Origin of the sequence: Methanomassiliicoccus luminyensis B10 (genome assembly GCF_000308215.1) — an archaeon.
GTDB classification, from domain to species: domain Archaea; phylum Thermoplasmatota; class Thermoplasmata; order Methanomassiliicoccales; family Methanomassiliicoccaceae; genus Methanomassiliicoccus; species Methanomassiliicoccus luminyensis.
Window position 1 is genome coordinate 1 of the sequence record NZ_CAJE01000014.1, and the last position, 26608, is coordinate 26608.

A 26608-nucleotide genomic window follows, 5' to 3' on the forward strand; every position below is an offset into this window, starting at 1 on the left:
CACCAGGTTCTTGGCGCCGAGGTCGTTCACGATGATCACGGCCTTTCCATATTTCTGATTGAAATATTCGGCGAACGCGATCATGCTCGTGGTCTTTCCAGCGCCGAGGAAGCCGCTCACTACCATGAATTTGCGCGCTTTCATTGTTTGACCTCTGAATATAATATTTGATATAGAAATCAAACTATATGTATATAGCCATAACGATTGATGACAAAGGGGAGCCCGCTCGCTTGCTCCGTTGATGATCTGCGAGTTGCAGTAAGAACCATCGCCGGCTCGATGGATGGGGCGGGCCCTGTGATGTTGAAAAATGGCTGCCCCGGCAGAGCATTGCGCAGAGCGCACCAGAGGTTGGCCGATACTGTTGGGACCTGCCTGCCGATCGAGCATGGCGCTCTGGACTGATTGAGAGTTCTGGATGCTCCTTCCAGAAGTAAGGGGGGGGGAGGCCCCTCGTTAGACTCACTTCTTCCGCAGTAACAGCACGCCGAGCAGCGCGGCGATGGCTATTGCCACCCCGGCTCCGACGTACAGCAGGGTATTGTCCCCTGGCACATCATCCTTGTCGGTGGTGCCGTCTCCGCCGGGTGTGTCTGAGGGGTCGTCATCTCCAGGATCGGTGGGATCGTCGGTTTCCACGGCCCCTAGGCTCATTGGGTCCAAGGTCTTGTCCTCTCCCGGCGCGAGGGTCACGCTTTGCTCCATGGGGCGGTAGCCTTCCTTGGTCACGTTGAGCGAGTACGTTCCAACGATGACGTTATCGAACTCGAAATATCCGGTGGCGTTGGTCGTCGTTGACACGGTGCTGTTCAGCCTTACCGTGGCGCCGGAGATGGGGTTGCCGTCAGCGTCCTTGACCGTTCCAACGATGGAGCCGGGTTCGGCCTCCAAGCTCGCCCCGAACACCGAGTACCCGCCCGGGAGGCTCGGCAGAGGGTACCATGAGATGGTCACGTAGCCCTCCTTCGCCATGGTGATGGTGTAGTCACCTGAGGGGACCTTGTCGAACTCGAAGTAGCCAGTCTCGTTGGTCGTGGTGGTCATGCCGTTGCTGAGCGTGACGGTGACGCCTGGGAGGGGGTTATACTCATGATCTGTGATCTCGCCATAGATGAGGCCCTCGTCCTTCAGGGTGGTGAACTGCCAATCGGGCTCTGCGAGATCGTTGCCCGCCATGTCCTTCCCGGTCACCGTCACCGTGTAGACGGTGTCGTAATCCAGTGCGGAGTCAGGGGTGAAGATCGCAGTGTTGCCGTTCCAAGAAATAACTCCGGGGATCGAGGTGGCCCCGTTGCTGACGACGATGTTCACCGAGTTCTGGCTCATAGCTTCCGAGAAGGTGACGCTTATCACGTCCTCGATCCAGACATCATCCTCTACGGGGCAGCGGTCCGTCACGGTCGGCGCGATGTCATCTACAGTGAACGATATTGTGTCCACCGCCCAGTTCCCCGCGGCGTCGGTAACGTTGATGTATACTGTGTTGAGGCCGTCAGGATAGCTGGAGGTGTTGCTCGTTCCCGTTATCGGCGTCCAGTTCTCCCCGTCGGTGCTGATGCGGACGGCGGTGACGTCAGAGCTGCTGGCCCATGTCACCGTAACTGAGGAGATGGCGAACACGGTGCCGGGTCCCGGAGAGATTATGCTCACGCTGGGGGGCGCGGTGTCATGCAGCTCTGGGTTCACAATGTTGGCCCCCGAGGTCGCCTGCACGTTTTGCTCCCAGGGCGCATATCCATCTTTGCTGACCGCCATGGCGTACGTTCCAGGCGCGACGCCACTGATCGTGAAGGCCCCGTTCTCGTCCGTTGTATCGATCTGGCCGCCGAACGATATTGTGGCCCCGGCGATCGGGAGACCGGTGGCGTCGTCGGTGACCACGCCGGAGATGACGGCGCCATCAACAGTGGTGAAAGTCCAAGAGGTCGTTCCGAGAGGGTTCCCGGCGACGTCCTTCCCGGTCACGCTGATGGCATAAGCGGTGCCATATGCCAGCGCCGGGTTCGGAGTGTACGTCGCGGTATTGCCGTTCCAGGCGAGCTCGACCTCTTCACCGTTCAGGGTCATGACCACCGAGGTCTGGTTCATGGCCTCGTCAAATGTCACGCCTATCGTGCCGCCGACGGCAACTTCGGCTCCCTCGGGCGACCTGGCCGTCACCGTGGGAGCGACGGTGTCCACGGTGAAGGAGACCGTGTCCGTCCCGAAGTGATAATCGTTGTCGCGCACCCACACCTGCACCCTGTAGGTGCCGTCAGGGAGGTCATTGAAGGCATAGCTTGTAGTGGGCATCTCACCCAGGTACACGCCGTCGCGAGACACCTGGTAAGCGAGCTCCCCGGCCGCCTCTACGCCCCAGTGGACGACGACGTCATTGGTTTTAACGCGCGAGCCGTCGGCGGGGGACGTGATCGTGAGGCCGAACAACCTGACCGACACGGTGGCGCCCTGGCCGTTGCTGTATTCATTGCAGGCCGTTACGCTAAAGGTGTAGATCGAACCATAGGCCAGGTCGGTCACGGCGTAGGTAGGGGGGCCGTCCGCGCTGACAGTGGCGATCGGCGCCCCGTTCTGAGAGATCGCATAGTGGGTGATGTCCGCGCCGCCGGTGTAGACCGGGGCGGACCAGTTCAGGACAACACTGGTGCCGTCGACGGTGGCCGTCAGGCCGTTGGGCGCGGTGGCCCCGACACCCAGCATGGTCGTGGGCGCTCCGCCATACGTGGCGCCGAAGCCGGTAGCGCCATCGTGGCAGAAGACCTTAAGATCTGGGCTAGTGCCGTAGAACTCCACATAATCGTCCAAAAGCGACGGGGCGTTGCCCTCGAACACCATCGCGATGAGGGAAGAGCACCCATAGAACGTATAGTACAGCGAGGGCACGCCGCTGCCCACGATCACACTGGTCAGGGCGGTGCATTCATAGAACGCTCCTTCTCCCAGGTGGGTGACGCTGTTCGGTATCACGATGGAGGTCAGAGCGTTGCACCCATAGAACGCGTAGTCCTCGATCGTTACCACGCCCTCGGGAATAGTGATGGAGCTGAGGTCGCTGTCACTGAACGCAGTGGACGAGATCGTTCGGACATTCGGGGAGATATCGTATGCACCGATCTTGCCCGAGGGGCACATCCAGAGAGTAAGGGTTCCTCCTGAACCGCGGATGTGCAGGACGCCATCGATGTCCACGTACTTTTCATTGCCATCATCGACGAAAATGTTGTCAAGAGAGGGGTTGGACCCAAACGCCGCTCTCGGGAGGGTGTCCACGCCGCTGCCCAGGGTCACGGACACCAGGGCGGTGCAGAAGGAAAAGGCGTTCACGCCGATGGTGATTACGCCGCTGCCCATGGAGATAGAAACAAGGGAAGCGCCCCTGAACGCGTCGGCATGGATAGTGGAAACACTGCCCGGCACCTCAAATGAAGCCCCCGCCCTCGCGAGGGGGTACTTCAATAGAACGGTCATGCCCTTGCTGTACAGGACGCCACCCTCGCTCTCGTAGACCATATTGCCGGCGGCGACATTGATCGCGGTCAGGGCGGTGCAGCCGTCGAACGCGTTGTCCCAGATGACGTTGACGCTGGCCGGTATGTCGACAGAGGTCAGGGCGGCATTCCCGTTGAACACATTCAAGAGGAGAGCGGTCACAGGCTTTCCGTCGATCTCACTGGGTATCTCCACGGCACCGCCCAGACCGTTATATTTTGTTATCTGGACCTCGGCACCCCCATTGATGAGGACATACTCGAAGTCATCCTCCGGCGCGGCGGACGCCACGCCCACCGGCCCTACGGTCACTACGGTCGCGGACAATACCATCAGAACAGCTAGCATCAGGCCTGACAACTTTTGATCCATCTCAGCACCAACTTGACTCCTCGAAATCCCGAAAAGTGGGTTCGGATGTTCTCGCGGAATATTATACTTGATTATTCCATAGATATGACGGACACCGATACATCGGCCCTCAGAAATCGGACCTTCGGAGCTCAGGCCGCGGGTTTTTGTATATGCATTATCAAGAACAACATCATCCTTAAACAATACATTGGAAGAGCGGCGGCCCACGCTCCCGGGCATTACCTTCCCAGCATGGCAGGTAAGTGAATGCTGATCAATATCTTCTGATAATTGAACAGTGCCCTTGCTCTGGGAGCAAGGTGGACCCCTGCAATAACAATGATGATCTTGTGGGCGGCCCCAGGGGGGGTCTTGCGGCGACCGTCACAGGCGGTCTGTACCTCCCATGAATACCTGCCGGATCCCACATTCAACTCGGGGCCATTGATCTTTCCGCCACCCTAAATTTGGCCTCAGTCCCGGAGCATGAACTCCTCGACCTTGTCCTTGGCCGCCTCCCTCTTGACCTGGTGGTCCTCGATGAAGGTGACCATGCTGTCGGCCAGGGACTTCTTGCACTCCCCGCACAGGATCTCGCCCCTGCGGCACTTCTCGTACAGCTCGTCCAGCTTCTTGTCGTTCTTCTCGAAGAGGTAGAACTTGTACTTAAAGACGGAACAGACCTCCGGCTTCCCGCCGCACTTGCGCTGCTCCTCCACAGAGACGCAGCCCCCGGTGAAGGCGGACATGATCTTCTTCCTGACCAGCTTGGGGGGGTCGGTGGTGTAGATGGTGCTGTTCGGCTGCGACGAGGACATCTTGTCGGTGCCCTGCAACCCGGGGAACATCTTGTTGTGCAGCAGCGCCGGCTTATAGTAGCCGAGGACCGGGGCGATGTCGCGGGCGACCCTGAAGTGGGGGTCCTGGTCGATGCCGCAGGGGATGAGGCAGGGGACGTTCTTCCCGGCCAGCTCGGAGCCCAGGAAGGCCGGGGCGGCCTGGACGCTGGTAAAGAAGATCGTGCCGATGTTATTGGAGTTCTCGAACCCGAACACTGCCCGGGCGGTGGAGAAGGTGATCCTCTTGGCCACCTTCAGCGCGATGGGGTAGAGGTGGTGGATGTACTCGGTGTCCACCATGATCTTCGTCAGCTTGGGATCGAAGTCCAGGGCGATGACGTCCAGCAGGTTCTGGTACGCCATGTCGGTGGTGTCCTTCAGGGTGAGGTTCTCGTTGAACAGGAACTTCTCGTCGTTGGTAAGCTGGAAGTACAGAGGGACCTTGAAGGTGTCCTGCAGGTACTTGGTGAAGATCCAGGGCATCAGGTGGCCCAGATGGGTGTGGCCCGACGGCCCGCGCCCGGTGTACAGGTAGAACTTCTCCCCGGCGTCGTAGCGGTCCAGGATCCACTCCATGTCCCGGTGGGAGTACACCACCCCGCGCCTGAGGAGGGGGTGGAGCTCGCCGTACTTGGACATGCGCTCCAGCAAAGCGTTGTCGATCCTCTTGGTCCCGAACTTCTCCACCAGGAGGTCGTAGTCCACTTCGCCGCTGACCTCCCATGGGGTGACCTTGAACTCCGCGTTCATCTTACCGCGCCTAGAGTGCTTGAAGCGATTAATACCTTTTCACATCGTCCAGACGGTGCCGGCGCGGCCATGTGTGCAAACGCTTCCAGCTCAAAAAAGTCGACCGTTAACTTCTCCGCATCCCGCCAGGGCCCGATTTCGTTGTTGATATCAACAATGTCCGATTATATATTGGATAATTAATATCTTTCTCTTCCTGGACCGCCGCCTACCCGGCGGCCAGGCCGTGGGGGTCGGATCGTGCTGCGGGCCGGGCAAGTGGACGAGGACCGCTGGGAGCGGGAGAGGCGCATCAAGTGGCTGGACCTTGAGAAGCTGCGGGGTTCGCGAGTCCTGGTGATCGGCGCCGGGGCGCTGGGCAACGAGGCGGTGAAGGACCTGGTGCTGGCGGGCATCGGGCACATCACCCTCGTGGACATGGACCACGTGGTCCGCTCCAACCTGAGCCGGTGCGTGCTGTTCAGGGAGAGGGACCATGCGGAGAGGAGGCTCAAGGCCGAGGCGGTGGCGGAGCGGGCCGTCGACCTCGATCCCGGTGCGTCGGTGACCCCCGTGGCGGGGAGGGTGGAGGACCTCCCGCCCGAAGTATGGAAGGAGCACCGTCTGGTCCTGGGATGCCTGGACAACGTGGCCGCCCGCCTGCACGTGAACTCCCACGCCTACTTTCACGGCGTCCCTTACGTCGACGGCGGCACTGACGGGTTCTCCGGCCGGGTGCAGGTGGTGGTCCCCCCGGCCACGCCGTGCCTGCAGTGCGGGCTGAACCGCACCCACTACAAGATACTGGAGAAGCGGTACTCCTGCACCGGCGCGGAGGTGGCGTTCTACCAGCCCAAGGTGGCCGCGGAGATAACCACCACCTCGATCGTCGCGGCGGTGCAGGTGAGGGAGGCCATCAAGCTGCTGTGCGGCCTGGAGGACCGCACGATCAAGAACGTGCTGCACTACGACGGGCTGCGGGGAAGATGGGACGAGCTGGAGCTCTCCTTCGACCCCGAGTGCCCCATGCATTCGCTCTGATTACTGTAGCCTACATGTAGGCCCACAAGCTTTTTACGTCACTGAATAATTTTGACGACTGGATATTATGCCTCTCAGAGTAAAGGTCAGGAACGCCGAGTCAGGCGCCAGCGTGGACATGGAGCTGGAGGCGGAGAACACCGTTGTGGAGATCATCGAGGGCGCCGCGGGGTACTGGGAGAAGGACGCCGGCGCGTACGTCCTCAGGAGGGGCAAGAAGCTGCTTCGGGGCCAGCAGACCGTGGCCGAGGCCATGCTCATGAACAACGATGAGCTGGAGCTTATCCCCGACCCCGAAGGCGGTGCCCATGCCCCTTCCCGCTGATATCCTCGTCATCAGGCTGAGGAACGAGCTGTCGGCCTGCCGCAGCTATATCAGGGACATGCCGGACCTGTCGGCGCCGTCCAGGGTGCGGTTCCCCGTGGAGGTGGAGGTCGAGCTCGCCAAGGTCCCCGGGCCCATTATCGAGGAGGGCAAGGTCGGGAGCACCTACCTGCACCGGTTCAGCATCAGCATCGGGAAGAACTACCCGTTCGAGAAACCGACGGTGAGGTGGATGTCCCCCATCTTCCACCCCAACATCATGATGCCCGACGACGGCGGGCACGTCTGCACCAAGCTCCTGGAGGAGTGGGGGTTCAACTCCACCCTGATATCGTTCATTAAAGGGGTGGAGTCCCTGGTCATGAACCCCAACCCCGCCAGCCCGTTCGGCACCGACAGCTGCACCGCCGCGGCGGAGCACTTCAACTGCGCCGAGGTCAAGCTGCCGCCGATGCTCAAGCCTCCCGCCCCCAGGGTGGTGAGGCCCTGAGCGCCCCCACCATCACCGGCGTCCAGGATGTCGAGGTCAAGGAATCGCCGCCCCCGCCGACGGAGAGGACGAAAGCGCATGGGTGGCTGAACGCCAACCGCCTCAGCGCCTACGAGGAGGCGCGCAAGGAGGGGCTGGAACTGTACATATCCAAGGTGGCCGAAGAGAAGATGCGCAATCATGCCCTGGCGCACGTGAACGAGCGCAAGGAGGTCATGGGTCTCATGCTCGGAGGGGTGTACCGCCACAACGGGAGGGAGTACGCGCTGGTGCGCGACGTGGTCACCACTGACCTCGACGCCACCGAGGTGAGCGTGCGCTTCGACCGCGACGCCTTCGAGAAGCTGTTCGCCTCGCTCGACGAATCGGGGTTCCGGTACATCATCGTGGGATGGTACCACTCCCACCCGTCCTATGGCTGCTTCCTCTCATCCACCGACATCCAGACCCAGAGGGCCATGTTCAACCGGAGCTTCCACTCCGCCCTGGTCATCGACCCGGTGAACCGCGAGATCGACGTGTTCCGCCTCCGGGACGGGCGCGTCGAGTCGCGGCCGTTCGCAGTGTACTGGGACCCCTACCAGGAGCCCTATGCCAGCAAGGTGGTGCGCTTCAGAAAGCAGGTGAAGGGCCCGGAAACGGCGATCCCTTAGACCCAGATAGCGTGCCGGCGCCGCAGGGAGGCTTCGTTCTGCGAGGTCCGCTCCATTATAATGGGGACGAGGGAATCGAACAGCACCAGCGCGGTGTCCTCGAAGATCGTCCCCAGCGGCGCGTACTTCCTCTTCTGCTCGTCTTTCACCAGGGGTATCTCCAGTATCAGATTGGAGGCGTGCCCCAGCTTGGAGTTGGGGTTCGACGTCACGGAGATTACGGTCGCGCCGACCCGGCGCACGATGTTGGCGGTCTGCACCGCCGACATGGTCTCCCCGGTGTTAGATACTATAATAACGAGGTCCTCCGCATCCACGATCGGCGTGGTCATGTCGCCGACGAAGTGCACGTTGAAGCCCAGCTGAACGAGGCGAACGGCGAAGGCCTGCCCCACCAGCCCGGAGCGTCCGACGCCGTAGATGAAGATCTTCTTCGACCCCACTATGGCAGCGATGGCGCCGTCCAGGGCGGAGGGGTCCATCTTCTCCAATGCTTCCTGCATCTCCCGAAGGATGTAGCGGAGCGGCTCCTGCATTCCCGCCTCACTTCTTTTTCTTGGCCGGGGGTTTGGGGGTCGGCTTCTTCTCCGGCTTCTCCGCCTTGGGCCGGGGAGCGGGCTTGCGCTCCGGACGCTCCCTTGTGGTGATGGACTGGAATTCCTCGAGGTCGGGGGTCTCTATCTCCACCTCCTCCTCTTCGTCCTCCTCGTCCCCATCCTTGGCGCCCTTCTTGTCGCTCTTCTTGCCCTTGATCTCCTTGGCCACCCTCTTGGTCAGCACGCGCTCGTAGATGACCTTCATGTACATGGCGTCGTGCTCCAACAATGGAGAGGAGGAGATGACGGTGATATTGGGGTTCTCTTCCGCCAAGAACTCGGCCAGAGGCTCGAACTTGAGATCACCCTTCTTGATGGGGGTGATCCGTTTCTCGTTCCCGCCCTCGTGCTCCACGCCAGAGAAATGAGTATAGAAGTGCCCGTTGACGTAGTCCTTGACCTTGTCAAGCAAGGCGCCGAAGTCCTGCGGCTCCCTGAGCCCACCTGATTCTCGGGCATGCACGTGGGCGAAGTTGATCACCGGCACGGTGCCCTTGACCTCGTCGCACAGCTCGAGAACTTCCTCCAGCGAGCCGAAGACCTCCTGGCGCCCCGACATCTCCAGCCCCAGCTTGGGCCTGAGCTTGTTGTCCTCCCACCATTCCATGACCGCGGCGATGTTGTCGGTGATGTTCTTCTTGGCCTGCTTCTTGCTGCCTTCGCCATACAGGCCGAGGTGCGTCACCACCATGGTACCGTCCATCTGGTCGGTCATCGTCCCCGCCCACCGGATGTTGTCGATGCACCGCTCGGTGAGCTCGGAATTGCTTGACAGGTCCATGTAATAGGGGGTGTGCATGGACAGCTGGACGTCCATCTCCTTGCCCATCTCCCCCAGCTCCTGCAGCTCCAGGAAGTTCTGCGCGAGCCCTGAGGCCAAGGTGATGAGGGTGTCGTCCTCCTTGATCTTCTCGGTCGGCTTGGTCAGCCGGACCTCCTTCTTTCCTTTGACCCGGTTGATCTCCATGATGAGGTCGCTCTCCACCTCCAGGGGGGTGAGTCCTACCTCCTCCTCATCGGGGAAGCGGTCTATGACGTTGACGCGCACCATCTGGACCTCCATGGCGTTAAGGCCGAGGCTGTGCACGTCCTCTATGCCGTCGCGCAAGGTCCTGCCTTTGCATGAAAGTGGAATACCGGCCGGGCCAAATCTTATCATAACGACACCACCATAACAACCCCCCTAATCCATTTTTCCCCTAGGATATAGTGATTAAGCTATAGTGATAATAATATGTATCGCTGGAAAAAGTACCTTTTGAAGAAAAATATTACACGTAGCTAGATGTATCAAATCGCTAAATCAGCGATTCCTAATCCGATGTTCCGCACCGTCAAGATACTATTGGAGCACACCGTCGAGCTCGTTGAGACGGTCAGCCTATTTAATCAGGCGTGCCAGCGTGTCTTGGATTGGGGCCAGGCAAACAAGCAGCATAATAAATACAAGCTGGACCGCGCGACATACTATGATGCGAGAGAAGAATTCCCCTCGCTACCTTCACCACTAGTGCAAACGGCCAGAGATCAGGCAAGCGACATGCTCAAGCGCGATAAGTTCAAGCATAAGATCAGGAAGAAACCATCCAGTTCGATTCGTTACGATAAGAGAACGTTAAGGGTCTTCCTGCAATCCGGATACCTCAGCATAAGCACAGTATCCGGAAGAAAGCGGTACGACTTCATTCTACCCGACTACTATCGGCAATACCAATCATGGATGGTGCAGAACGCACAGCTTATCATCGGTCGGTACGCTTGCTTCCTCAACGTCCAGGTAGAGGGCGAAACTCCGCCGTTCAACTGCGGGAATCGTCGCTTAGGAATCGATCTGGGCATCAACAACATCGCGGTGTGCTCAGACAACACTTTCTACAGCTCCAAACATCTCAAGAACGTCAAAGGCCAGTATCGCCATCTCAAGGCTGAACTGCAGTCCATAGGCACTCGCTCCGCTAGACGAAAACTTCGTGAAGTAAGCGGGCGAGAGAGACGGTTCGTTCGGGACTCGAACCATTGTGTGGCCAAAGAGGTAGTGAGCAAGCCGTATGACGTTTTCGTGTTCGAGGATTTGAAAAGTACCAGGGAAATCAAGAGGAGCAGGGAGTTCAACCCCAAGCTGGGTAGCTGGTCGTTCGGCGAATTAATTCGGTTTGTTAGGTACAAAGCTGAAGCTCTGGGAAAACGAGTAGAGGTGATCGATCCTCACTATACTTCTCAAACCTGCTCTCGATGCGGTCACGTGTCCTCAAGTAACAGAACAGGAAGGCAGTTCGAATGCGTTCAGTGCAGGTTCACGCTGGACGCCGACTTGAACGCCAGCAGGAACATCGCCGCCTTCTCTACATGGGAAGGCGGCAGGCTGTCTGTCAGCCAGCCAAATGCAGCGAGTGGTGAAGCCAAAGGCCATATGGCACTTGAGGCTGAGTTTAGCTGCAAGCCCGTGAGCATGCTCGTGGGCAGCTGACATAATTGCTGTCGCTGGTTTTCTTGTCTAGACTGACCGGGGTCGGGGCCCCGCCCGGCTTACTGTTATCGTTTCAGCGAGAAGAAAATCATATAGCAAACTATATCCCCCGTCCGACCCGTGTCTGACATATTCGGGTTGGGATAGGGATGTTCACTCTAGACGACAAGACATTAGATGCCCGTATAGAGAGATGGAGAAAGAACCTCATCGACACCAGCTTGAGGAACAGCCTGCTGAACCTCCGGGAGGGGAGGCAGGGCTGCCTGAAGCTGATGAGGCCCCATCCGCAAGCGATCTACGACCGCCTGGTCAAGAACAAGAGCGATTTTGAGCTGTACTTCGGCGCCGATGACGGGACCGAGCAGTACGAGAACAAGGTGCTACCAGATCTCGGACGCGACCGGGCGGAACGCTCCCTGCTGAGCATGCGCACCAAGGCCCGCGCGGCGGTGAGGGAGCAGGGCACCAACATCTTGTTCCTTACGGTCGGCGCGCTGGAGTGGTCCCATGCCGTCACCGATGGAGAGCGCATCCGTTCCCCCCTGGTCCTGATCCCGGTGGAGCTGGTCAGGGAAGGTCCGCTCCGCCCCTACCGCCTGGTGCACACCGGCGACGACATCTCCGTCAACCCCACCCTCGCCCAGAAGCTCAAGCTGGAGCTGCGTCTGACGCTCCCCCAACTCCCCGAGGGGGACCTGGACATCCAGAAGTACCTCGATGCGGTCGCCGATTCGGTCGCTCCGCTGAAGGACTGGAAGATCACCAGCGAGGTGCGCCTGGGGCTGTTCAACTTCCCCAAGATGTGCATGTACGACGAGCTTGCCACTTACCGTTCCGTGGCCGCCGCCCATCCTGTCATCAGGTCCATGGCCGGCGACACCGGGGCGTCGCACGCCACCCTGCTGGAGGAACCTACCTCCCCTCTGGACAGGGACCTGCCGGCTGGATCGTTCCAGATCCTGGACGCCGACTCCAGCCAGCAGGAGGCGGTCGCGCTCGCCGCCGAGGGAGCGAGCTTCGTGCTGCAGGGCCCCCCCGGGACGGGCAAGTCGCAGACCATCACCAACATAATATCCGAATCGCTGGCCAAGGGCCGCACCGTGCTGTTCGTCTCGGAGAAGATGGCCGCCCTGGAGGTGGTGAAGAGGCGCCTGGACGAGAACGGCTTGGGCGACTATTGCCTGGAGCTTCACAGCCACAAGGCCTCCCGTCAGACGGTGGCGAACGAGCTGTCCAAGTCCCTGACCCCGGTCCCGGTGCAGCCGCAGCAGGTGCAGGCACTTCACGAGCTCGAGGGGTCGAGGGCCCGCCTGGACAGCTATGTCGACGCCCTGCACCGGACCCGGGACGGCCTGGGCATGCCGGTGTTCCAGCTCCTGGAGGAACTGGTCCGCCTGAAGGACGCTCCCGAGCTGGTCATCTCGCTCCCCAACATCGAGAAGCTCAGCTGGAAGGAGCTGGAGGCCATGGCCCCGCTGGTCCGCGACCTTCAGAGATACGCGCCGGTGCTGGCGCAGAGGTCCGACCACCCCTGGACCGACTGCCTGGTGGACTCCTGGAAGCTGGGCGCCCAGTCGGAGATGGTGCACCGCCTGTCGGACCTCAAGTTCGCCCGCACCCGCCTGAACGAGACATCATCGCGGTTCGCCCAGGACCACGGGCTCCCCGAGCCGGCCGCCCTGGGGGACGTGGAGCAGATGGTGGGGCAGTTCAGGCACATCCTGCTGACCACCTACCCCCTCCCGAGATGGATCGAGAAGGACCCTGTCCCCCTGCTCAGGGCGATGGACAACATGAAGGAATCCTACTCCCAGCTCAATGAGAGGATGACCTGGCTCCGCGCCCGGTTCAACGAGGACGTCCTCGCCCTGGACCTGGCGTCCATGCAGGAGCGGTTCACCGAGAAGTACAGCTCATTCACCAGGTCATTCAACTCCCGCTACCGCCACGACCTGGACCTCCTGCGTTCGATGTGGCGCGGGGACCGGAAGCTCACCTACGACGAGGTCATGGCCGAGCTGCCGGAAGTGATCAACATCGCGCACCTCGCCGACCGGGTCCGGTCGATGGAAGCGGAGTGCACCTACGCCTTCGGCAAGTACTTCCAGGGCCAGAGGACCGACTGGGAGGCGCTGCACCGCTCCGTGGAGTGGGCCAGGCAGTACTACGAGAAGTTCGGGGAGCCGGCCAGCGACGAAGTGCGCTCCCTGCTGTGCGACGGGCCGGAGAAGCTCATCGGCCTGAAGGGCCGAATCGACGAGCTGGAGACCTCCTGCCTCAGATTCCAGGAGGCCCTCTCGGCGCTGTCTCAGTATTTCACTCTCGACAAGCTCGCCGGCGGGCGGCCTCTCCACGAGGTGCCGTTCGAGGAGCTGGGGCAGTGGGCCCAGTACCACCTCGACACCGCCTCCTCCTTCCGGGAGTGGGCCGAGTCGAACCGCGTCAGGAGGCAGCTGGAGCAGGCCGGCCTGGGAGACCTCGTCATCCTGGCGGAGCGCTCCGCTCTGCCTGGGGACCTGTGGAACGGCATCCGCAAGCGGCACCTCACGCTGTGGTACGACCTGCTGGTGTCCCGCGACCGCCTGCTCCGCGACTTCAACCGCGAGGAGCAGGAGAGCGAGGTGGCGAGGTTCGAACGCCTGGACGGGGAGATGCTCCGCACCGCCGCCTCCAGGACCCGCGCCGTTCTCGACGAGAGGAGGAGGGAACTGTGCGAGGACGCCTCCCCCGCCCACGGCAGCGGCCTGTGGGTGCTGAAGCACGAGGTCAACCGTAAGAAGAACATCCGCCCCCTGAGGGAGCTGTTCCAGCAGGCCTGGGAGCCCATCCTGGCCCTGCGCCCCTGCCTGCTCATGAGCCCGCTGTCGGTCTCCATGTTCCTAGACCCGTCCAAGATCAAGTTCGACCTGGTCATCTTCGACGAGGCGTCGCAGATCCGCCCGGAGGACGCCATCGGCTCCATCATGAGGGGAAAGCAGGTCATCGTGGTGGGCGACGCCAAGCAGCTGCCCCCTACTGACTTCTTCCGCGAGGTCAGCTACGACGACGAGGACGACATCCCCGACCTGGAGAGCGTGCTGGACGAGTGCTCGTCCTCCATGCCCCAGAGGATGCTGCGGTGGCACTACCGGAGCAGGCACGAGTCGCTCATCGCGTTCTCCAACCACTACTTCTACAACGATCGGCTGAGCACTTTCCCGTCATCGGTCAGCCATGAAGGCCTGGGCGTTTCGTTCGTCCATGTGCCCGAGGGCGAGTACGACCGCGGCAGGAGCCGCCGGAACCCCGTGGAAGCGGCCAAGGTCGTGGAGCTGGTGTTCCAGCACTTCCGGAGCGAGGCGCCCGGCTCCATTGGCGTGGTGGCGTTCTCGGAGGCCCAGCAGATGGCCATCCTGGAGGAGGTGGAGAAGCGGCTGAAGATCGAGCCGGACATGGCCCCGTTCTTCAACGAGGGGAAGGAAGAGGAGTTCTTCGTCAAGAACCTGGAGAACGTGCAAGGTGACGAGAGGGACGTCATGATCTTCAGCGTCGGCTACGGCAAGGACGCCCAGGGCCGCATGCACCAGGGCTTCGGCCCCCTGAACCGCCCCGGCGGGGAGAGGAGGCTCAACGTCGCCATCACCCGCGCCAGGAGGCAGGTGGTGCTGGTATCGTCCCTGCTTCCGGAGGATATCGAGGGCACCGCCCCCGGCGCGGAGATGCTGCGCAACTACATTGAGTACGCCATGAAGGGCGGCGACAAGGGTTCGCTGCCCAACAGGGAGGACGCGTTCTCGTACCCCATCGAGGAGGATATCCGCAACGCCCTGGTGGCCAAGGGGCTGAAGGTCGACCGTAGGGTCGGCTGCTCGGAGTTCCGCATCGACCTGGCCGTCCAGGACGGCGACCGGGAGGGCAACTACCTCCTGGGGATCATGTGCGACGGCGCTTCGTACCGCTCCGGCAAGACCACCAGGGACCGCGAGCGCCTCCGCCGGGAGGTGCTGGAGGGCCTGGGCTGGAACGTCATGAGGATGTGGTCGCAGGACTGGATCCACGACCCCGAGAAGGAGGTGGAGAGGGTCATGGAGGCCCTCAAGAAAGCGAGGGAGAATGCTGCCTGGGAGGAGGGCAAGAGGGCGCTGATCAAAGCGTCCAGGAGCCTGGAGGCCACCGCCCCCGCCGTCCCGCTTCCTGCAGCCCCCGAAGCGCCCGCTGCTCTTCCCGCCGCTGCCCCGGCCAAGGAGGTCATGGTGGCCGCCCTGTCCGACGGCCCCGCCGCCAGGAGCGCGGCGGACGCCTGCCCCCTGTACCAGGCGGTGGACTTCCGGGAAAGGGAGGACCTGTTGGAGAAGTATGCCGACGACCCGGCCGAGGGGCTGAGGGACGCGCTCCTGCTGGTGGTCAATGAGGAGGGGCCGGTCCACGCATCGGTGGCCAAGGCCCGCATCAAGGACTACATCCGCCTGGCCGGCGGGAAGATGGCCGCCCTGGACCGCCGCTTCGACGAGGCGGTCAAGTCCCTGGACGGCTACTCCGTCACCATGGACGGGGAGTTCCTGTGGCCGTGCGGCATGACCGCCCCGGCGGTGCGCCGGTTCCCCGACCGCCACAGCCTGGACCTCGTTTGCCCCCGAGAGCTGGAGGAGGCGGTCCTGTACTGCCTCAGGGAGGGAGCGTGCCCGGAGAAGGAGGTGGTCATGAGGACCTCCGCCCTGTACGGGTACAAGCGCCCCACCCCGGCCATGAAGGAGAGGATCCTCTCGGCCGCCTGCGATCTCGTGAACAGGGGCATGGCGTACAAGGACACCGAGGGGCTCCGCAGGGCCGAGGAGGAAAAGGCCGCCCCGGAGGAGGATGCTGGAGAGGCGCCCCTCGCCGGGACCCCCTGAACATTTTTCCCAAATCTCTTGAGACCAATCCCTTTTTGTGCTAGCTCGGCCCTTAGCTACCGAAATGGGGACGAACGCTACCACGCTGGACGAGCGCATCGAACGCTGGCAGCAGAACCTTCTGGACCTTACTTTACGCAACAGGCTGCTGAACTTCAAGCCCTCCTCGGCGATACGTGTGGCCGCTCCCGGTCCGCCGCGGGTCTTCGACATGATGACCGCCGACAACGCCACCCTAACCATCAGGGAGCTGGGGCCGAAGGAGGACATCTCGGCGGCAGCGAAGGCCGTGGCCGGCAGCGAGGTGCTGGTGGAGCCGGACCCCACGTCGGGACGGCTGCGGCACATGCGGCTCAAGGCCCGCTCCGCGGTCCGCGAGCAGGGAGTGAACATCCTGTTCCTGTCGTTCGGCCTGCTGCGGTGGTCCGAGAAGGATGATCCCTCGACGGAGCTGCTCGCTCCCCTCATCCTCGTCCCGGTGGAACTGGTGAAGCAGGGGCCCATGCAGCCCTTCCAGCTCAGGATGGCGGAGGAGGATGTGGTCATCAACCCCACCCTGATACACAAGCTCTCCACCACCTTCGGGCTCAAGCTCCCGGAGTGGGCGGAGGGCGACGCTCCCGCCGGGTACCTGAGCAGGGCGAGGGACGCGATCGCGCCTAACGAGGGCTGGAAGATCGATGACTGGATGTACCTATCCCTGCTGTCGTTCTCCAAGCTCTCCATGTACCAGGAGATGCGCGCCTGCCGCGACGATATCGTCCGGCATCCTTTGCTGAGGGCCATCTCCGGCGACCCGTCCCTCCTCCCCCCGGTGCCGGACCATCCGGCCTCGGACAGGCTGGACAGCGAGGTTCGACCGGCCCAGTCGTTCCAGATCCTGGACGCCGACTCCAGCCAGCAGGAGGCGGTGGAGATGGCCAAGAGGGGCATGACCTTCGTTCTGCAAGGGCCGCCGGGCACGGGAAAATCGCAGACCATCGCCAACATCATCGCCGAGTCGCTGGCGTCCGGCAAGAAGGTCCTGTTCGTCTCGGAGAAGATGGCCGCCCTGGAGGTGGTGAAGAGGCGGCTGGACGAGAGCGGGCTGGGGACGTATCTCCTCGAGCTGCACAGCCACAAGACCGCCAGGTCCGAGGTCATCGAGGAGCTGCGCGAATGCATGGCCCCGTTGACGCTGGAAAAGGTCAGGGGGCACGACCTGGAGAAGCTGGAGGAGCTGAGGAACCGACTGAACGAGTACGTGCAGGCGCTGCACGCCGCCAGGGAGCCGCTGGGCCGGTCGGTGTTCTGCGTGCACGGGCGGCTGGCCGCGCTGGAGGACGCCCCTGTGCTGGCGGTCCCGGTGCAGGGCGCCTCGTCCATGACCATGGACGACCTGGAGACCCGGGCGCGGCTTGCCAAGCAGGTGCAGCTGCTGAAGGAGCCGGTGGGGCGGGTGGACGTCCACCCCTGGCGCGATCTCAGGATGGAGGGTTGGGAGCCGGAGCACCAGGTCATGGTGGAAGCCTCCCTTCGCGACCTGGAGGACGGCACCCGGAAGGTGAGGGAGCGGGTGGCCCGCCTCAGCTCGATGGCCGGACGGGAGGCGCCCTCGGACCTTCACGAGATAAGATCGCTGCTGGAGCAGATGGGGCGGTCCGTCTCCACGCCCCTGCCGCTGCGGGACTGGCTGGTGGCCGGTACGCCGGACCGCCTGCTGAAGGACCTGGAAGATGCTCGCACATACTACGAGCGGAGGGCGAAGAACGAGGCGTGGGCCCTGGAGAACTACGACCGCGGAGTGCTGGCCCTTGACCTGGAGGCAGTGCTGGAGCGAGTCAGGGGGGCGAAGTACCTGGGCCCCCTGAGCGAGAGGTACCGCATCGACCGGTCCATCCTCCGGGAGTTCGCCAGGGACAAGGGGAAGAGGCGGTACAGGGAGGTGGTCGGCGACCTGGAGCGGCTCATCGAGATCAAGAAGGACGATGCCCGGTTCGAGGAGTTGGCGAAGCTGTCAGCGGAGCGGTTCGGCCCCCGGTTCAAGGGGGACCGCACCGACTGGGGAGAAGCGCGCACCGCCCTGATGTGGACCTCGTTCTACCTCAAGGACTTCGGCGAGCATATCACCCCGAAGCTGATGGACCTGCTGTGCGATCCCCGGGCAGCGGCCCGCCTCTCCGGGCCGGTCAGGGACGCCGAGGCGGAGGTGTCCCGCCTCAAGGACGTCCTGAGGAACCTGCAGGCCCGGTTCTGGTCCAAGGGGGCGGCGTCGCCGGCGCACGCCACCGACCTGGCGTTGCTGGAGAAGTTCGCCTCCGACCATCTGTCGGAGCTGCCGTCCCTGAAGGAGTGGGTGCGCATCTGCGCCCTGGAGCAGGACTGCCGGGAGAACGGGCTGGAGGCGCTGTTCGCGCTCGCCCGGAGGAAGGGCTTGCCAGAGGGGGACCTGGGGGATGCGTACCGCAAGAGGGCCCTGCAGGCCTGGCTTGAGACCATGCGGGCCACCGACGGGCGGCTCCGCTCGTTCCGCTCCGACGAGCACCGCCACGCCATAGAGCAGTTCCGGAAGCTGGACCAGGAGCAGATGGCCATCGCCCGCCGGAGGCTGGTAGGGCTGCTGAACGACGCCCGGGCCAGGAGCCTGGACCCCGATTCCGCCAACGCCGTCGAGATCGGCATCCTGAAGCGCGAGCTGGAGAGGAAGCGGCACAAGCAGGTGCGCCAGCTGTTCTCGGAGTGCCCCAACCTGATAACGCAGCTGAAGCCCTGCCTGCTGATGTCCCCGCTGTCGGTCTCCATGTTCCTAGACCCGTCCAAGATCAAGTTCGACCTGGTCATCTTCGACGAGGCGTCGCAGATCCACCCAGAGGACGCGGTGGGCTCAATCATGAGGGGGACGCAGGCCATCATCGTGGGCGACTCGAGGCAGCTGCCCCCCGCCTCGTTCTTCCAGGCCGCGATGGGGGAGGAGGACGAGGACTACGGGCCCGAGGACCTGGAGAGCATCCTGGACGAGTGCTCCGCATCGGCGATCAAGCAGCACATGCTGCTGTGGCACTACCGGAGCAGGCACGAGTCGCTCATCGCGTTCTCCAACCGGCACATCTACGGCAACCGCCTGTTCACCTTCCCCTCGGCCGCCCCGGGCGGGGGCGTGAGCCACGTCAGGGTCGACGGCGTCTACGACCGGGGAGGATCGAGGACCAACCCCGTGGAGGCGGAGAAGGTCGCCTCCCTCGTCTTCGACCACTTCGCCAAGAGCCCCCAGAGATCACTGGGCGTGATCGCGTTCTCCGAAGCGCAGCAGATGGCCATCCTGGACCGCATAGAGAAGCTGAGAATGAAGCACCCCGAGTTCGAGAGGTTCTTCGAGGAAGGGGCCTCGGACGAGTTCTTCGTGAAGAACCTGGAGAACGTGCAGGGGGACGAGAGGGACGTCATCATACTGGACGTGGGGTACGCGAGGGACGCCCGGGGCCGCATGACCCAGAACTTCGGGCCGCTGAACCAGCTGGGCGGGGAGAGGAGGCTCAACGTCGCCATCACCAGGGCGAAGCAGCAGGTCATGGTGGTCTCTTCCATCGGCGCCGATGATGTGGAGGGAGGGTCGGCCGGTCCGAAACTCCTCAGGGACTACCTCGCCTACGCCGCCTCCGGCGGGGACGAGGGGATGCTGGCGGGCGCGAGGGAGCGCCGGGCCGAGGAGCCCCTGGACTTCCAGTTCGAGGAGGAGGTGTTCAAGGCCCTGACCGTCGAAGGCCTCATCCTGCGCAAGAGGGTGGGGTGTTCCGGCTACCGGGTCGACCTGGCGGTGGAGGACCCCAACGCCCCCGGCTCGTTCGTCCTGGGAATCGAATGCGACGGCGCTTCGTACCGCTCCGGGAAAACGGCCCGGGACCGGGACCGCACCAGGGAGCAGGTGCTGCGCGGACTGGGGTGGAGGCTGCACCGCATATGGTCCGCCGATTGGGTGGATGACCGGGACCGGGAGGTCGTGAAGGTGAGGCGCATCCTGAAGGAGGCGGGCTATCCCCTCGCGGCGGCGAAGAACGGCGGCATGCGGGTCATCATCAGAGCGGCGAGGCCGCCGGTGAAGGCAGAAGAGCGTCCAGACAGGCCGGCGGAGAAAGCGTGAGCTTGGGAAATGTTTATTAAAGACATCTCCATTAGCGCATTTTACCAATGTCGAGGGAGTCAGTATGAAGAATACACTCAAGACGGACCCCAACCTGGTCGCCCTCATCTCCGATCTGAAGAGGGAGACCCGGGATGGGAATGCCGCCATCTGGCGAGACATTGCTCTGAGACTGGAGAAGCCCAGCCGAAACTGGGCCGAGGTCAACCTGAGCAAGTTGGAAAGGAACTTGAAGGACGGGGACATCGTTATCGTCCCCGGCAAGGTGCTTGGCGCCGGCAGCCTGAACAAGAAGGTCACCGTCGCCGCGTTCCGCTTCTCGGAGAGCGCCGCCAAGGCCATCGAGGCTGCCGGCGGGAAGAAGCTGACCATCGCCGAGCTGGTGAAGGAGAACCCTTCCGGCAGCGGCGTGAAGATCATGGGGTGAACTAGATGGCTGTTGTTATCAATGCGGAAGGGCACATCCTGGGACGCCTCAGCACCAATGTCGCGAAGCGGCTCGTCAACGGGGAGCAGGTCATCGTTGTCAACGCCGAGAAGGCGATCATCACCGGCAACAGGGACGTCATCCTGGACCGGTACCACCAGAAGTACAAGAGAGGCAAGATCATCAACGGGCCGTTCTTCCCCAAGAGGGCCGACCTCATTCTGAAGAGGACCGTCCGGGGAATGATCCCGTTCAAGAACGCCCGCGGCCAGGACATCTACCGGAACCTGACCGTGTATGTCGGGGTCCCGAAGGAGCTGGCCTCCTCCCAGATGGAGAAGGTGGAGCACGCTACGAACCTGTGGACCAACAAGTACGTCACCCTCGGCGAGGTCGCGGAGTGGCTCGGAAGCAGGCTGAGGTGAGCAAATGGCAAACGTAGTCAACACCAGCGGCAAGAGGAAAGAGGCCGTGGCCAGGGCCGTCGTGAGCGAGGGTTCTGGCAAAGTCAGGGTGAACAATGTTCCTATCGAGATCTACAACCCTGAGCTCGCCCGCCTCAAGATGATGGAGCCAATGGCCCTGGCCGGCGACAAGGCCGCCAAGGTCGATGTCAGCGTGAACGTTGAAGGCGGCGGGTTCATGGGTCAGGCCGAGGCCACCAGGACCGCCATCGCCAAGGGTCTCGTGGAGTTCCTAAAGGACAACGAGCTTGAGGCAATGTTCAAGCAGTACGACCGCTCTCTGCTTATCAGCGACCCCCGCAGGAAGCTTCCCAAGAAGCCCCAGGGACGTGGCGCTCGCAAGAAGAGGCAGAAGTCCTACAGGTGATGCTGAAATGATAATCCCAGTAAGATGCTTTACGTGCGGCAAGGTGATCGGTGGAGTTTACCAGACGTACCTCAAGAGGGTGCAGCTGGGAGAGGACCCCCAGCAGGTCCTCGATGATCTCGGCCTGCAGCGCTACTGCTGCCGCCGCATGATCGTCGCGCACGCCGACCTGGTCGACGAAGTTATCCCTCTGGGATGAAGGGCTAAACTCTTTAAACCCCTTCCTCAATCCCCCTTTTACCACATGGGTCTGTGGGGTAGCTTGGTATCCTTCCAGCTTGGGGTGCTGGTGACTCCGATTCAAATTCGGACAGACCCACCATAATTCTCATAACTCCCCCATAATGCATTCATACGTTCTAATTATCTCTGATATCAAATACGATTCTTCTAGCAAAAGCAATAAGTTGAGCGGGCACGTGAGAAAGCCCGTTCATGGAAGAGAAGCCCCAGCGCAACGAGTTCGAGATCAGGATGTGCTTCGACTATGTCAACCAAATCAGGGACAGGGAGCAGAGGGCGAAGCAGCATAACGTCACCATCCTAGTGCTGTTCTTGGGTGCTATCTCTTGGGCGCTGTTCTCCAGCGTCAACCTCGATCTTCCCCTCAGGCTGCTGCTGGTCGCCCTGCTCATCCTCCCCGTCGTCATCATTCTCTATACGAGCCTAAAGATGAGCAGGACCGACCTGCAATGCCAGACGCTGCAGGCCATGATACTCAACGGCACCATAACGAACGCCAAGGAGTTCATCGAGGCGTTCGACCGGACGGTCGCGAAGGAGCGGACCAGAATCAACCAGTGGATCGAGTCGGCGGTCGAGCTCGTCGATGAACGGAAGACTGAGGAATGAGCGAGGCGAGTCGACCCTCAGTATCTCTCGACGGGGTCTCGCAAGGCCTGCCTGCATCCCTGAGTTGTACAATTCGATGAGATATATTATGAACTCCTCCCAGGCGATTTCTGGCATGAATCCCCCCATAATAACGATTATTGAACTCTACGTGGGTAGGCTCCAATGAATGTTGGAACAGATAGGAATTATTGTATTACCAACCATGATTCCAATCATGGAAATGATAAGTATGCAGATATTTTTTCCATCAGCATGAAGCAGCTCTATCCATCGTACGAGCTTTCGTGGAGAACAGAGGAAGATGAAAAATTCCGAGGGAGCGCTGCCTGGAAAAAGATACGCCTCCGCATCCTGGAGCGAGATGACTTCACCTGCGCATACTGTGGTTATCGCTCTGAGAAGAGACAGCAGGTCAATCATATCGATGGTGATCCAAAGAACAACGAAGATGAGAACCTCGAAACGATCTGTCCAGACTGCCACAGGGTAATGCATTCCGGGCTTTGGTGCACCAAGATGCATACCATGAGGTTGTATAGCCGATCAAATTATTCTCAAAACGACATCATCAGGATAACCAGGGAAATGCGTTCCCAGGGGCACAGCGACGAGGGGATTGTCAAGCATCTTGGCCTCGAAGGACCATTGCCTTGGATGCAAGACCTGGAGTATCTAAGATCATTGTACGCGTTCAACGCCTCAGGTGTGCCGATGCCGACGCCCAAGCGGTTCTTGACCGAGGAAGAGCAGAAGGCCCGCCTGAAGAATCGCGATAAATGGTGATTTGAGCCCTCCGCCTCACGGTTAATCGGTTGATAGCGAGTGCATTCCTCCCAACCCCTCAACCGCCCCACCGATCGTCCCCGAACCATTTATAGCTATTCAGCGGCATAGGCCCTCCGGAGGGATAGTGGGGGCATGCCGCGGCTCGCTAGCATACGTACCAATAGGGCTCTGAAGTTCGCGGCCCTGTCGCTGTTCTTCCTCGCCCTCACATTATTCCTGTTCCGCAACCTCATCGACGGCGAGTACATCACCGGCACCGATGCCATGTCCACGGTGCTGTGGCCAAAAATGCAGGCTGCCGGCGATTCCTTCTTCTCAACCTGGGACTACTTCGTTTCCGCCGGCATGCTCTCATACCAGTCGCCCGCCTACGCCGCCTCCAACGCCATAATGCTCGGCCTGCTACAGATCCCCGCTGTCGTCTACGCCAAGCTCCAGTTCACGGTGTCATTCTGGCTCGCCGGCATGCTCTCGTTCTACGTCCTCCGCGCCATGACCTCCTCCGACAGGGCGGCCTTCCTAGGCTCGCTGGTCTATATCGGCAACGGCGCGTTCATAGGCCAGATCGTAGAAGGCCACCTGGGCTTCGTCACCGCCTATCCCTTCCTGATCCTCATCTTCTACCTCTTCTACGACGCCTACATCAACGGCATATCGAAGAAGACCATCGCCCTGCCGGCCATCTTGCTGCTGTACGGAGGGTTCGCAGCGCCGCACATGGTCTTCCTGGCGGCGGTGATGATGATCGCCTACGCCGCGTCAGACCTGATATTCCGCTTCCTCGCCCGTCGGAGGGAACGGTTCATTTACAAGATCGCTCTCACCGCCTCCCTCTCCTTTGTGCTGGTCCTCCCCGTCGCCTACGCCATCCTGGTGCTGGGCGGCTCCAGCGCCTACGGGGCCTCTTACACTATCGAGGATGCCGCCAACGGCTCCAACTGGCTCCTCGGCGCGCTGACATTGGGGGGCGCCGAGCTCACCAACACCTACGCTGTTTACGGGGTCCGCCCGGGAGCGGCCCTGATGGGGGCGACCCAGCTCCTGGCGCTGCCGTTGTTCTTCCTGGCCCTCCTCAGCCTACTGGTCGAGAAGCGCAGGAAGCTTACCGTCCCCTTGTGGGTGGCCGCGGCGTTCACCATACTGCTGTCCATGGGGCCGAACTCGCCCCTGGGCTTCCTGTTCACTCTGGCATATGATAACATTCCCCTCATCGACTCGTTCCGCGCGCTGTCCCGCTTCTCCATGGTGACTGCGGTGTTCTACTCCGTGCTGATCGCCGTCCTGGTGGCCAACCTGGGCGAGGTATCGCAGAAGCTCCGCAGGATGGCAGCGGGCCTGGCTCCCCGGTTCCAGATCTGGATCTGGAAAGTGTCGGGAAGGCCTCAGTCCATTCTGGTGGCGGTGCTGTTGATCTCCTCGCTCAGCGGGCTCGCCGTCCTCGCCGACGGCAATGCCGTCAGGGCGTTCCACATGCCTTCAGAGTACACGGAGCCGTTCGAGTACATCGAGACCGAGGACGGGAACGGCTACTACAAGATATACACCCTGCCGATGCTCGGCGACCTCTACAACCACCCCGATCGGCCCAATCCAACCAGCTACGGCTATCCGAAAGGGACTACTCTAGATCCTGGCGCGTACCTGCCGGTGACCATCAACGAAAGGGGGATGTCCCATTTCGTCACGAGCTCCAACTATTGGGCAGGCATGCGCGATATCATGGACGTCCGGCAGTTCGGTTACCAGTCCACTCTTCAGCTCCTCGGTTCCTCGGCGGCAGTGAAGTACGTGGTCGACCAGTGGTACGCTCCGGACGAGGAGAAGGGGTACTTCGCGAGCATGAACGGGGGAATCGTGGTTGCTGAGTTCGACAGCGGGGCCAGGGTCATCATGATCGACTCGTTCTCCTCGCCGCTCAAGGCCCAGAGCGGTCTGATCGTCGGTTCCGGAGGCATCGACACCATGTACCTGCTGATTGGTGCCGGCGTCTTTGATCCATCGAACGATGCGTACGCCTCGTTCCAGTGGGCCGATGGCTCCAATGTCGAGAACATCCTCGGTGCTAGTGAGCTGATCGTGCTCCGCAACGGGGACCTCCTCGAGCTCGGGTACGAGCTCGGGTACATGGACGATATTCTGTTCGATCTCCCTAGTGCGGTGAACGAGCACCGCAGCAACGATACGGTTAGGTGGGTGCAGTACGTCGATTCCGGCGCGGGAGAGGTGGGTGTCACCACCAATGGAACGAACTCTTTAACTGTTGAACCGAACAAGGACGTTGACTACGGATCGAACCTGAAGTTCAGGGCGCTGTTCGGCCCGGACCAGGGCGTGCTTGAGGTGAGGATCAACGGGCAGGTGGTCAGCTACGTTGACACGAGCGCTCCGTTCACCGGGTGGGAGTGGTTCACCGTCGACGTGCCTAGCGACGTCGAGCGCATCGACTCCGTCACCTTCACCGGTTCGGACGACGGGAAGGCGGTAACGATCTCCGACGCGGCCATATTCGCCGGCGATACTGAGGAGGAATTGGGATCGAAGGTGAAGGAGCTCCTTTCACCGTACCGCTCCAAGATCGGTTACGTCTACACCCCGCTGTACCTGTACCTGCACGATCCGTCGATCGAGGTAGGCAACTGGGATCAGGGGAACGGCGTGATGTCGTTCGGCAGCTCCCTCAACGTTCCGGTGAGCACCGTCTTCGACAGCGATCTCCGACTGTCGGTGTACGCCCCGGACTGGGGAGCGAGGAGCATAGAGTTCAACGGTGTTTCCAGTTCTGGCTCGTGGAACTCATCAGGCGCATATCACTACGAGCTAGGCACCGTCGCCGCCGGAACTCATGATCTACGAGTGTTCGGCGACGGAACGTACGGTCTCACGTTGCTGCCGGAGTATGAGTCTGCCATGATCGCGCCGACCATAAGTTATGAACAAGTTTCGTCGACGGAGTGGCGCGTGTCGGTCACGAACGCATCGGGGCCGTTCATCCTCAAGTTCTCCGAAGGAACGAGCGAGTTCTGGACGATAGATGGTGCCGATGCCACGTGGTTCCGATCGGACTACCTGGCCAACGCGTTCATTGTTAACGGGTCTGGGGATCTGCAGCTTACATTGCTGTTCTCGAAGCAGGCCGGCTACGACGCGTTCCTGCAGCTGTACGTGCTGGCCATCATCGCTTCGACCGGAGTGGTGGCAGCGGCGTACGCCTATGCGCGGTGGGGGGCGCGGGAAGAGGAGAATAGAGCGTTAGGGTGAAGTGAAATCAGTATCTGAGAGAAAGATAAAAGTGTACTCTCAGCAAGCTAAGCTAGGAAGGGCGCTAATAAAATCCTTATATGCACTATCTCAATATGCAAATTTCAGAGGGGGAAAGCGTCGGCCGAGTCCTCAGCAAACAAGGTTGACAATGCGCATATTAAGGGATTTGTATCTGATATGATTTTATATTAGTAAATATTGGCCACCCACCCCACTACCCCAGGGGAGGTTTGTGTAGGGACATATTCTAGGGGTGGGGGGGGGGGGTCGATATATCCTCCCCTCACAGGGTTAAAAAGTAATAGCAAGCAGGGGAATCAACAGACCCTTATTCCCTTCATGCAAAGGTCAAGAAAAGGGGGGGGGCGCCCCCTCATCCTTGCCGATCATCACATCGGACGATTTGATGCCATGACCTCATCACCAGGCTCATCCCAAGGTCCGCGATTGATTCCTTGGTAATTTTAGAGA

General features: G+C 61.3%; 19 protein-coding genes and 1 tRNA gene. 15 read left to right on the forward strand and 5 right to left on the reverse strand.

Features of this window, described 5'->3' with window-relative positions; genetic code table 11:
- From WYS_RS16655 to WYS_RS08565, 3 genes are all read right to left on the reverse strand, one after another.
- The coding region (locus WYS_RS16655) for a GTP-binding protein (protein ID WP_394296331.1) at nucleotides 1-393 on the reverse strand (393 nt) is incomplete at its 3' end.
- 72 nt (nucleotides 394-465) lie between these two features.
- Complete coding sequence (locus WYS_RS08555) at nucleotides 466-3840, reverse strand: carboxypeptidase regulatory-like domain-containing protein (RefSeq protein ID WP_238540776.1); 3375 nt, start codon at nucleotides 3838-3840, stop codon at nucleotides 466-468.
- Nucleotides 3841-4319: 479 nt separating this feature from the next.
- A complete protein-coding gene (locus WYS_RS08565) occupies nucleotides 4320-5435 on the reverse strand; it encodes a tryptophan--tRNA ligase (RefSeq protein ID WP_019177754.1) in 1116 nt (371 codons plus the stop codon).
- Nucleotides 5436-5675: 240 nt separating this feature from the next.
- On the opposite strand from WYS_RS08565, the gene WYS_RS14810 reads away from it, so the two are divergent.
- The 4 genes from WYS_RS14810 to WYS_RS08585 all read left to right on the forward strand — a co-directional run bounded on the left by WYS_RS14810 (nucleotide 5676) and on the right by WYS_RS08585 (nucleotide 7923).
- Nucleotides 5676-6455 carry a HesA/MoeB/ThiF family protein gene (locus tag WYS_RS14810; protein ID WP_162137724.1) on the forward strand — a complete coding sequence of 260 codons (780 nt, stop codon included), beginning with the start codon at nucleotides 5676-5678 and terminating at the stop codon, nucleotides 6453-6455.
- Nucleotides 6456-6522: 67 nt separating this feature from the next.
- Nucleotides 6523-6780, forward strand: coding sequence for a hypothetical protein (locus WYS_RS08575; protein WP_019177756.1), 258 nt, complete (start codon nucleotides 6523-6525; stop codon nucleotides 6778-6780).
- On the forward strand, nucleotides 6764-7270 hold the full coding sequence (locus WYS_RS08580; RefSeq protein WP_019177757.1) for a ubiquitin-conjugating enzyme E2: 507 nt from the start codon (nucleotides 6764-6766) through the stop codon (nucleotides 7268-7270). Before WYS_RS08575 ends, WYS_RS08580 begins: the two co-directional genes overlap by 17 nt.
- 146 nt (nucleotides 7271-7416) lie before the next feature.
- Nucleotides 7417-7923 carry a Mov34/MPN/PAD-1 family protein gene (locus tag WYS_RS08585; protein WP_272898436.1) on the forward strand — a complete coding sequence of 169 codons (507 nt, stop codon included), beginning with the start codon at nucleotides 7417-7419 and terminating at the stop codon, nucleotides 7921-7923.
- Here the strand turns inward: WYS_RS08585 and WYS_RS08590 are convergent.
- Nucleotides 7920-8459 (reverse strand): SIS domain-containing protein, encoded by a 540-nt coding sequence (locus WYS_RS08590; protein WP_026068964.1) that lies wholly within the window; start codon nucleotides 8457-8459, stop codon nucleotides 7920-7922. The two genes, WYS_RS08585 and WYS_RS08590, sit on opposite strands and share 4 nt — an antisense overlap.
- Before the next feature lie 7 nt (nucleotides 8460-8466).
- Entirely contained in the window at nucleotides 8467-9627 is a 1161-nt protein-coding gene (locus WYS_RS08595) for a TIM barrel protein (RefSeq protein ID WP_019177760.1), read from the reverse strand.
- Between the two features lie 213 nt (nucleotides 9628-9840).
- Between WYS_RS08595 and WYS_RS14815 the strand changes: the two genes are divergently transcribed.
- From WYS_RS14815 to WYS_RS08650, 11 genes are all read left to right on the forward strand, one after another.
- The gene (locus WYS_RS14815; protein WP_049796311.1) at nucleotides 9841-10986 is read left to right on the forward strand and encodes an RNA-guided endonuclease InsQ/TnpB family protein; all 1146 of its coding nucleotides are present in this window, start codon (nucleotides 9841-9843) and stop codon (nucleotides 10984-10986) included.
- 149 nt (nucleotides 10987-11135) lie between these two features.
- A complete protein-coding gene (locus WYS_RS08605; protein WP_019177762.1) occupies nucleotides 11136-15860 on the forward strand; it encodes a DUF4011 domain-containing protein in 4725 nt (1574 codons plus the stop codon).
- 64 nt (nucleotides 15861-15924) lie between these two features.
- Nucleotides 15925-19977 carry a DUF4011 domain-containing protein gene (locus tag WYS_RS08610; protein ID WP_019177763.1) on the forward strand — a complete coding sequence of 1351 codons (4053 nt, stop codon included), beginning with the start codon at nucleotides 15925-15927 and terminating at the stop codon, nucleotides 19975-19977.
- Nucleotides 19978-20041: 64 nt separating this feature from the next.
- On the forward strand, nucleotides 20042-20404 hold the full coding sequence (locus WYS_RS08615) for a 50S ribosomal protein L18e (RefSeq protein ID WP_019177764.1): 363 nt from the start codon (nucleotides 20042-20044) through the stop codon (nucleotides 20402-20404).
- Nucleotides 20405-20409: 5 nt separating this feature from the next.
- Entirely contained in the window at nucleotides 20410-20829 is a 420-nt protein-coding gene (locus WYS_RS08620; protein WP_019177765.1) for a 50S ribosomal protein L13, read from the forward strand.
- A 4-nt stretch (nucleotides 20830-20833) separates the two neighbouring features.
- Nucleotides 20834-21235 (forward strand): 30S ribosomal protein S9, encoded by a 402-nt coding sequence (locus WYS_RS08625; RefSeq protein WP_019177766.1) that lies wholly within the window; start codon nucleotides 20834-20836, stop codon nucleotides 21233-21235.
- A 7-nt stretch (nucleotides 21236-21242) separates the two neighbouring features.
- A complete protein-coding gene (locus tag WYS_RS08630) occupies nucleotides 21243-21434 on the forward strand; it encodes a DNA-directed RNA polymerase subunit N (protein ID WP_026068966.1) in 192 nt (63 codons plus the stop codon).
- Nucleotides 21435-21481: 47 nt separating this feature from the next.
- Nucleotides 21482-21557, forward strand: a tRNA-Pro gene (locus tag WYS_RS08635).
- A gap of 113 nt (nucleotides 21558-21670) precedes the next feature.
- Entirely contained in the window at nucleotides 21671-22087 is a 417-nt protein-coding gene (locus WYS_RS08640; protein ID WP_019177768.1) for a hypothetical protein, read from the forward strand.
- Between the two features lie 165 nt (nucleotides 22088-22252).
- Nucleotides 22253-22873, forward strand: a complete 621-nt coding sequence (locus WYS_RS08645; protein ID WP_081579918.1) for an HNH endonuclease — start codon at nucleotides 22253-22255, stop codon at nucleotides 22871-22873.
- 135 nt (nucleotides 22874-23008) lie between these two features.
- Nucleotides 23009-26134, forward strand: coding sequence for a hypothetical protein (locus tag WYS_RS08650; protein WP_019177770.1), 3126 nt, complete (start codon nucleotides 23009-23011; stop codon nucleotides 26132-26134).
- Nucleotides 26135-26608 lie beyond the last annotated feature (474 nt).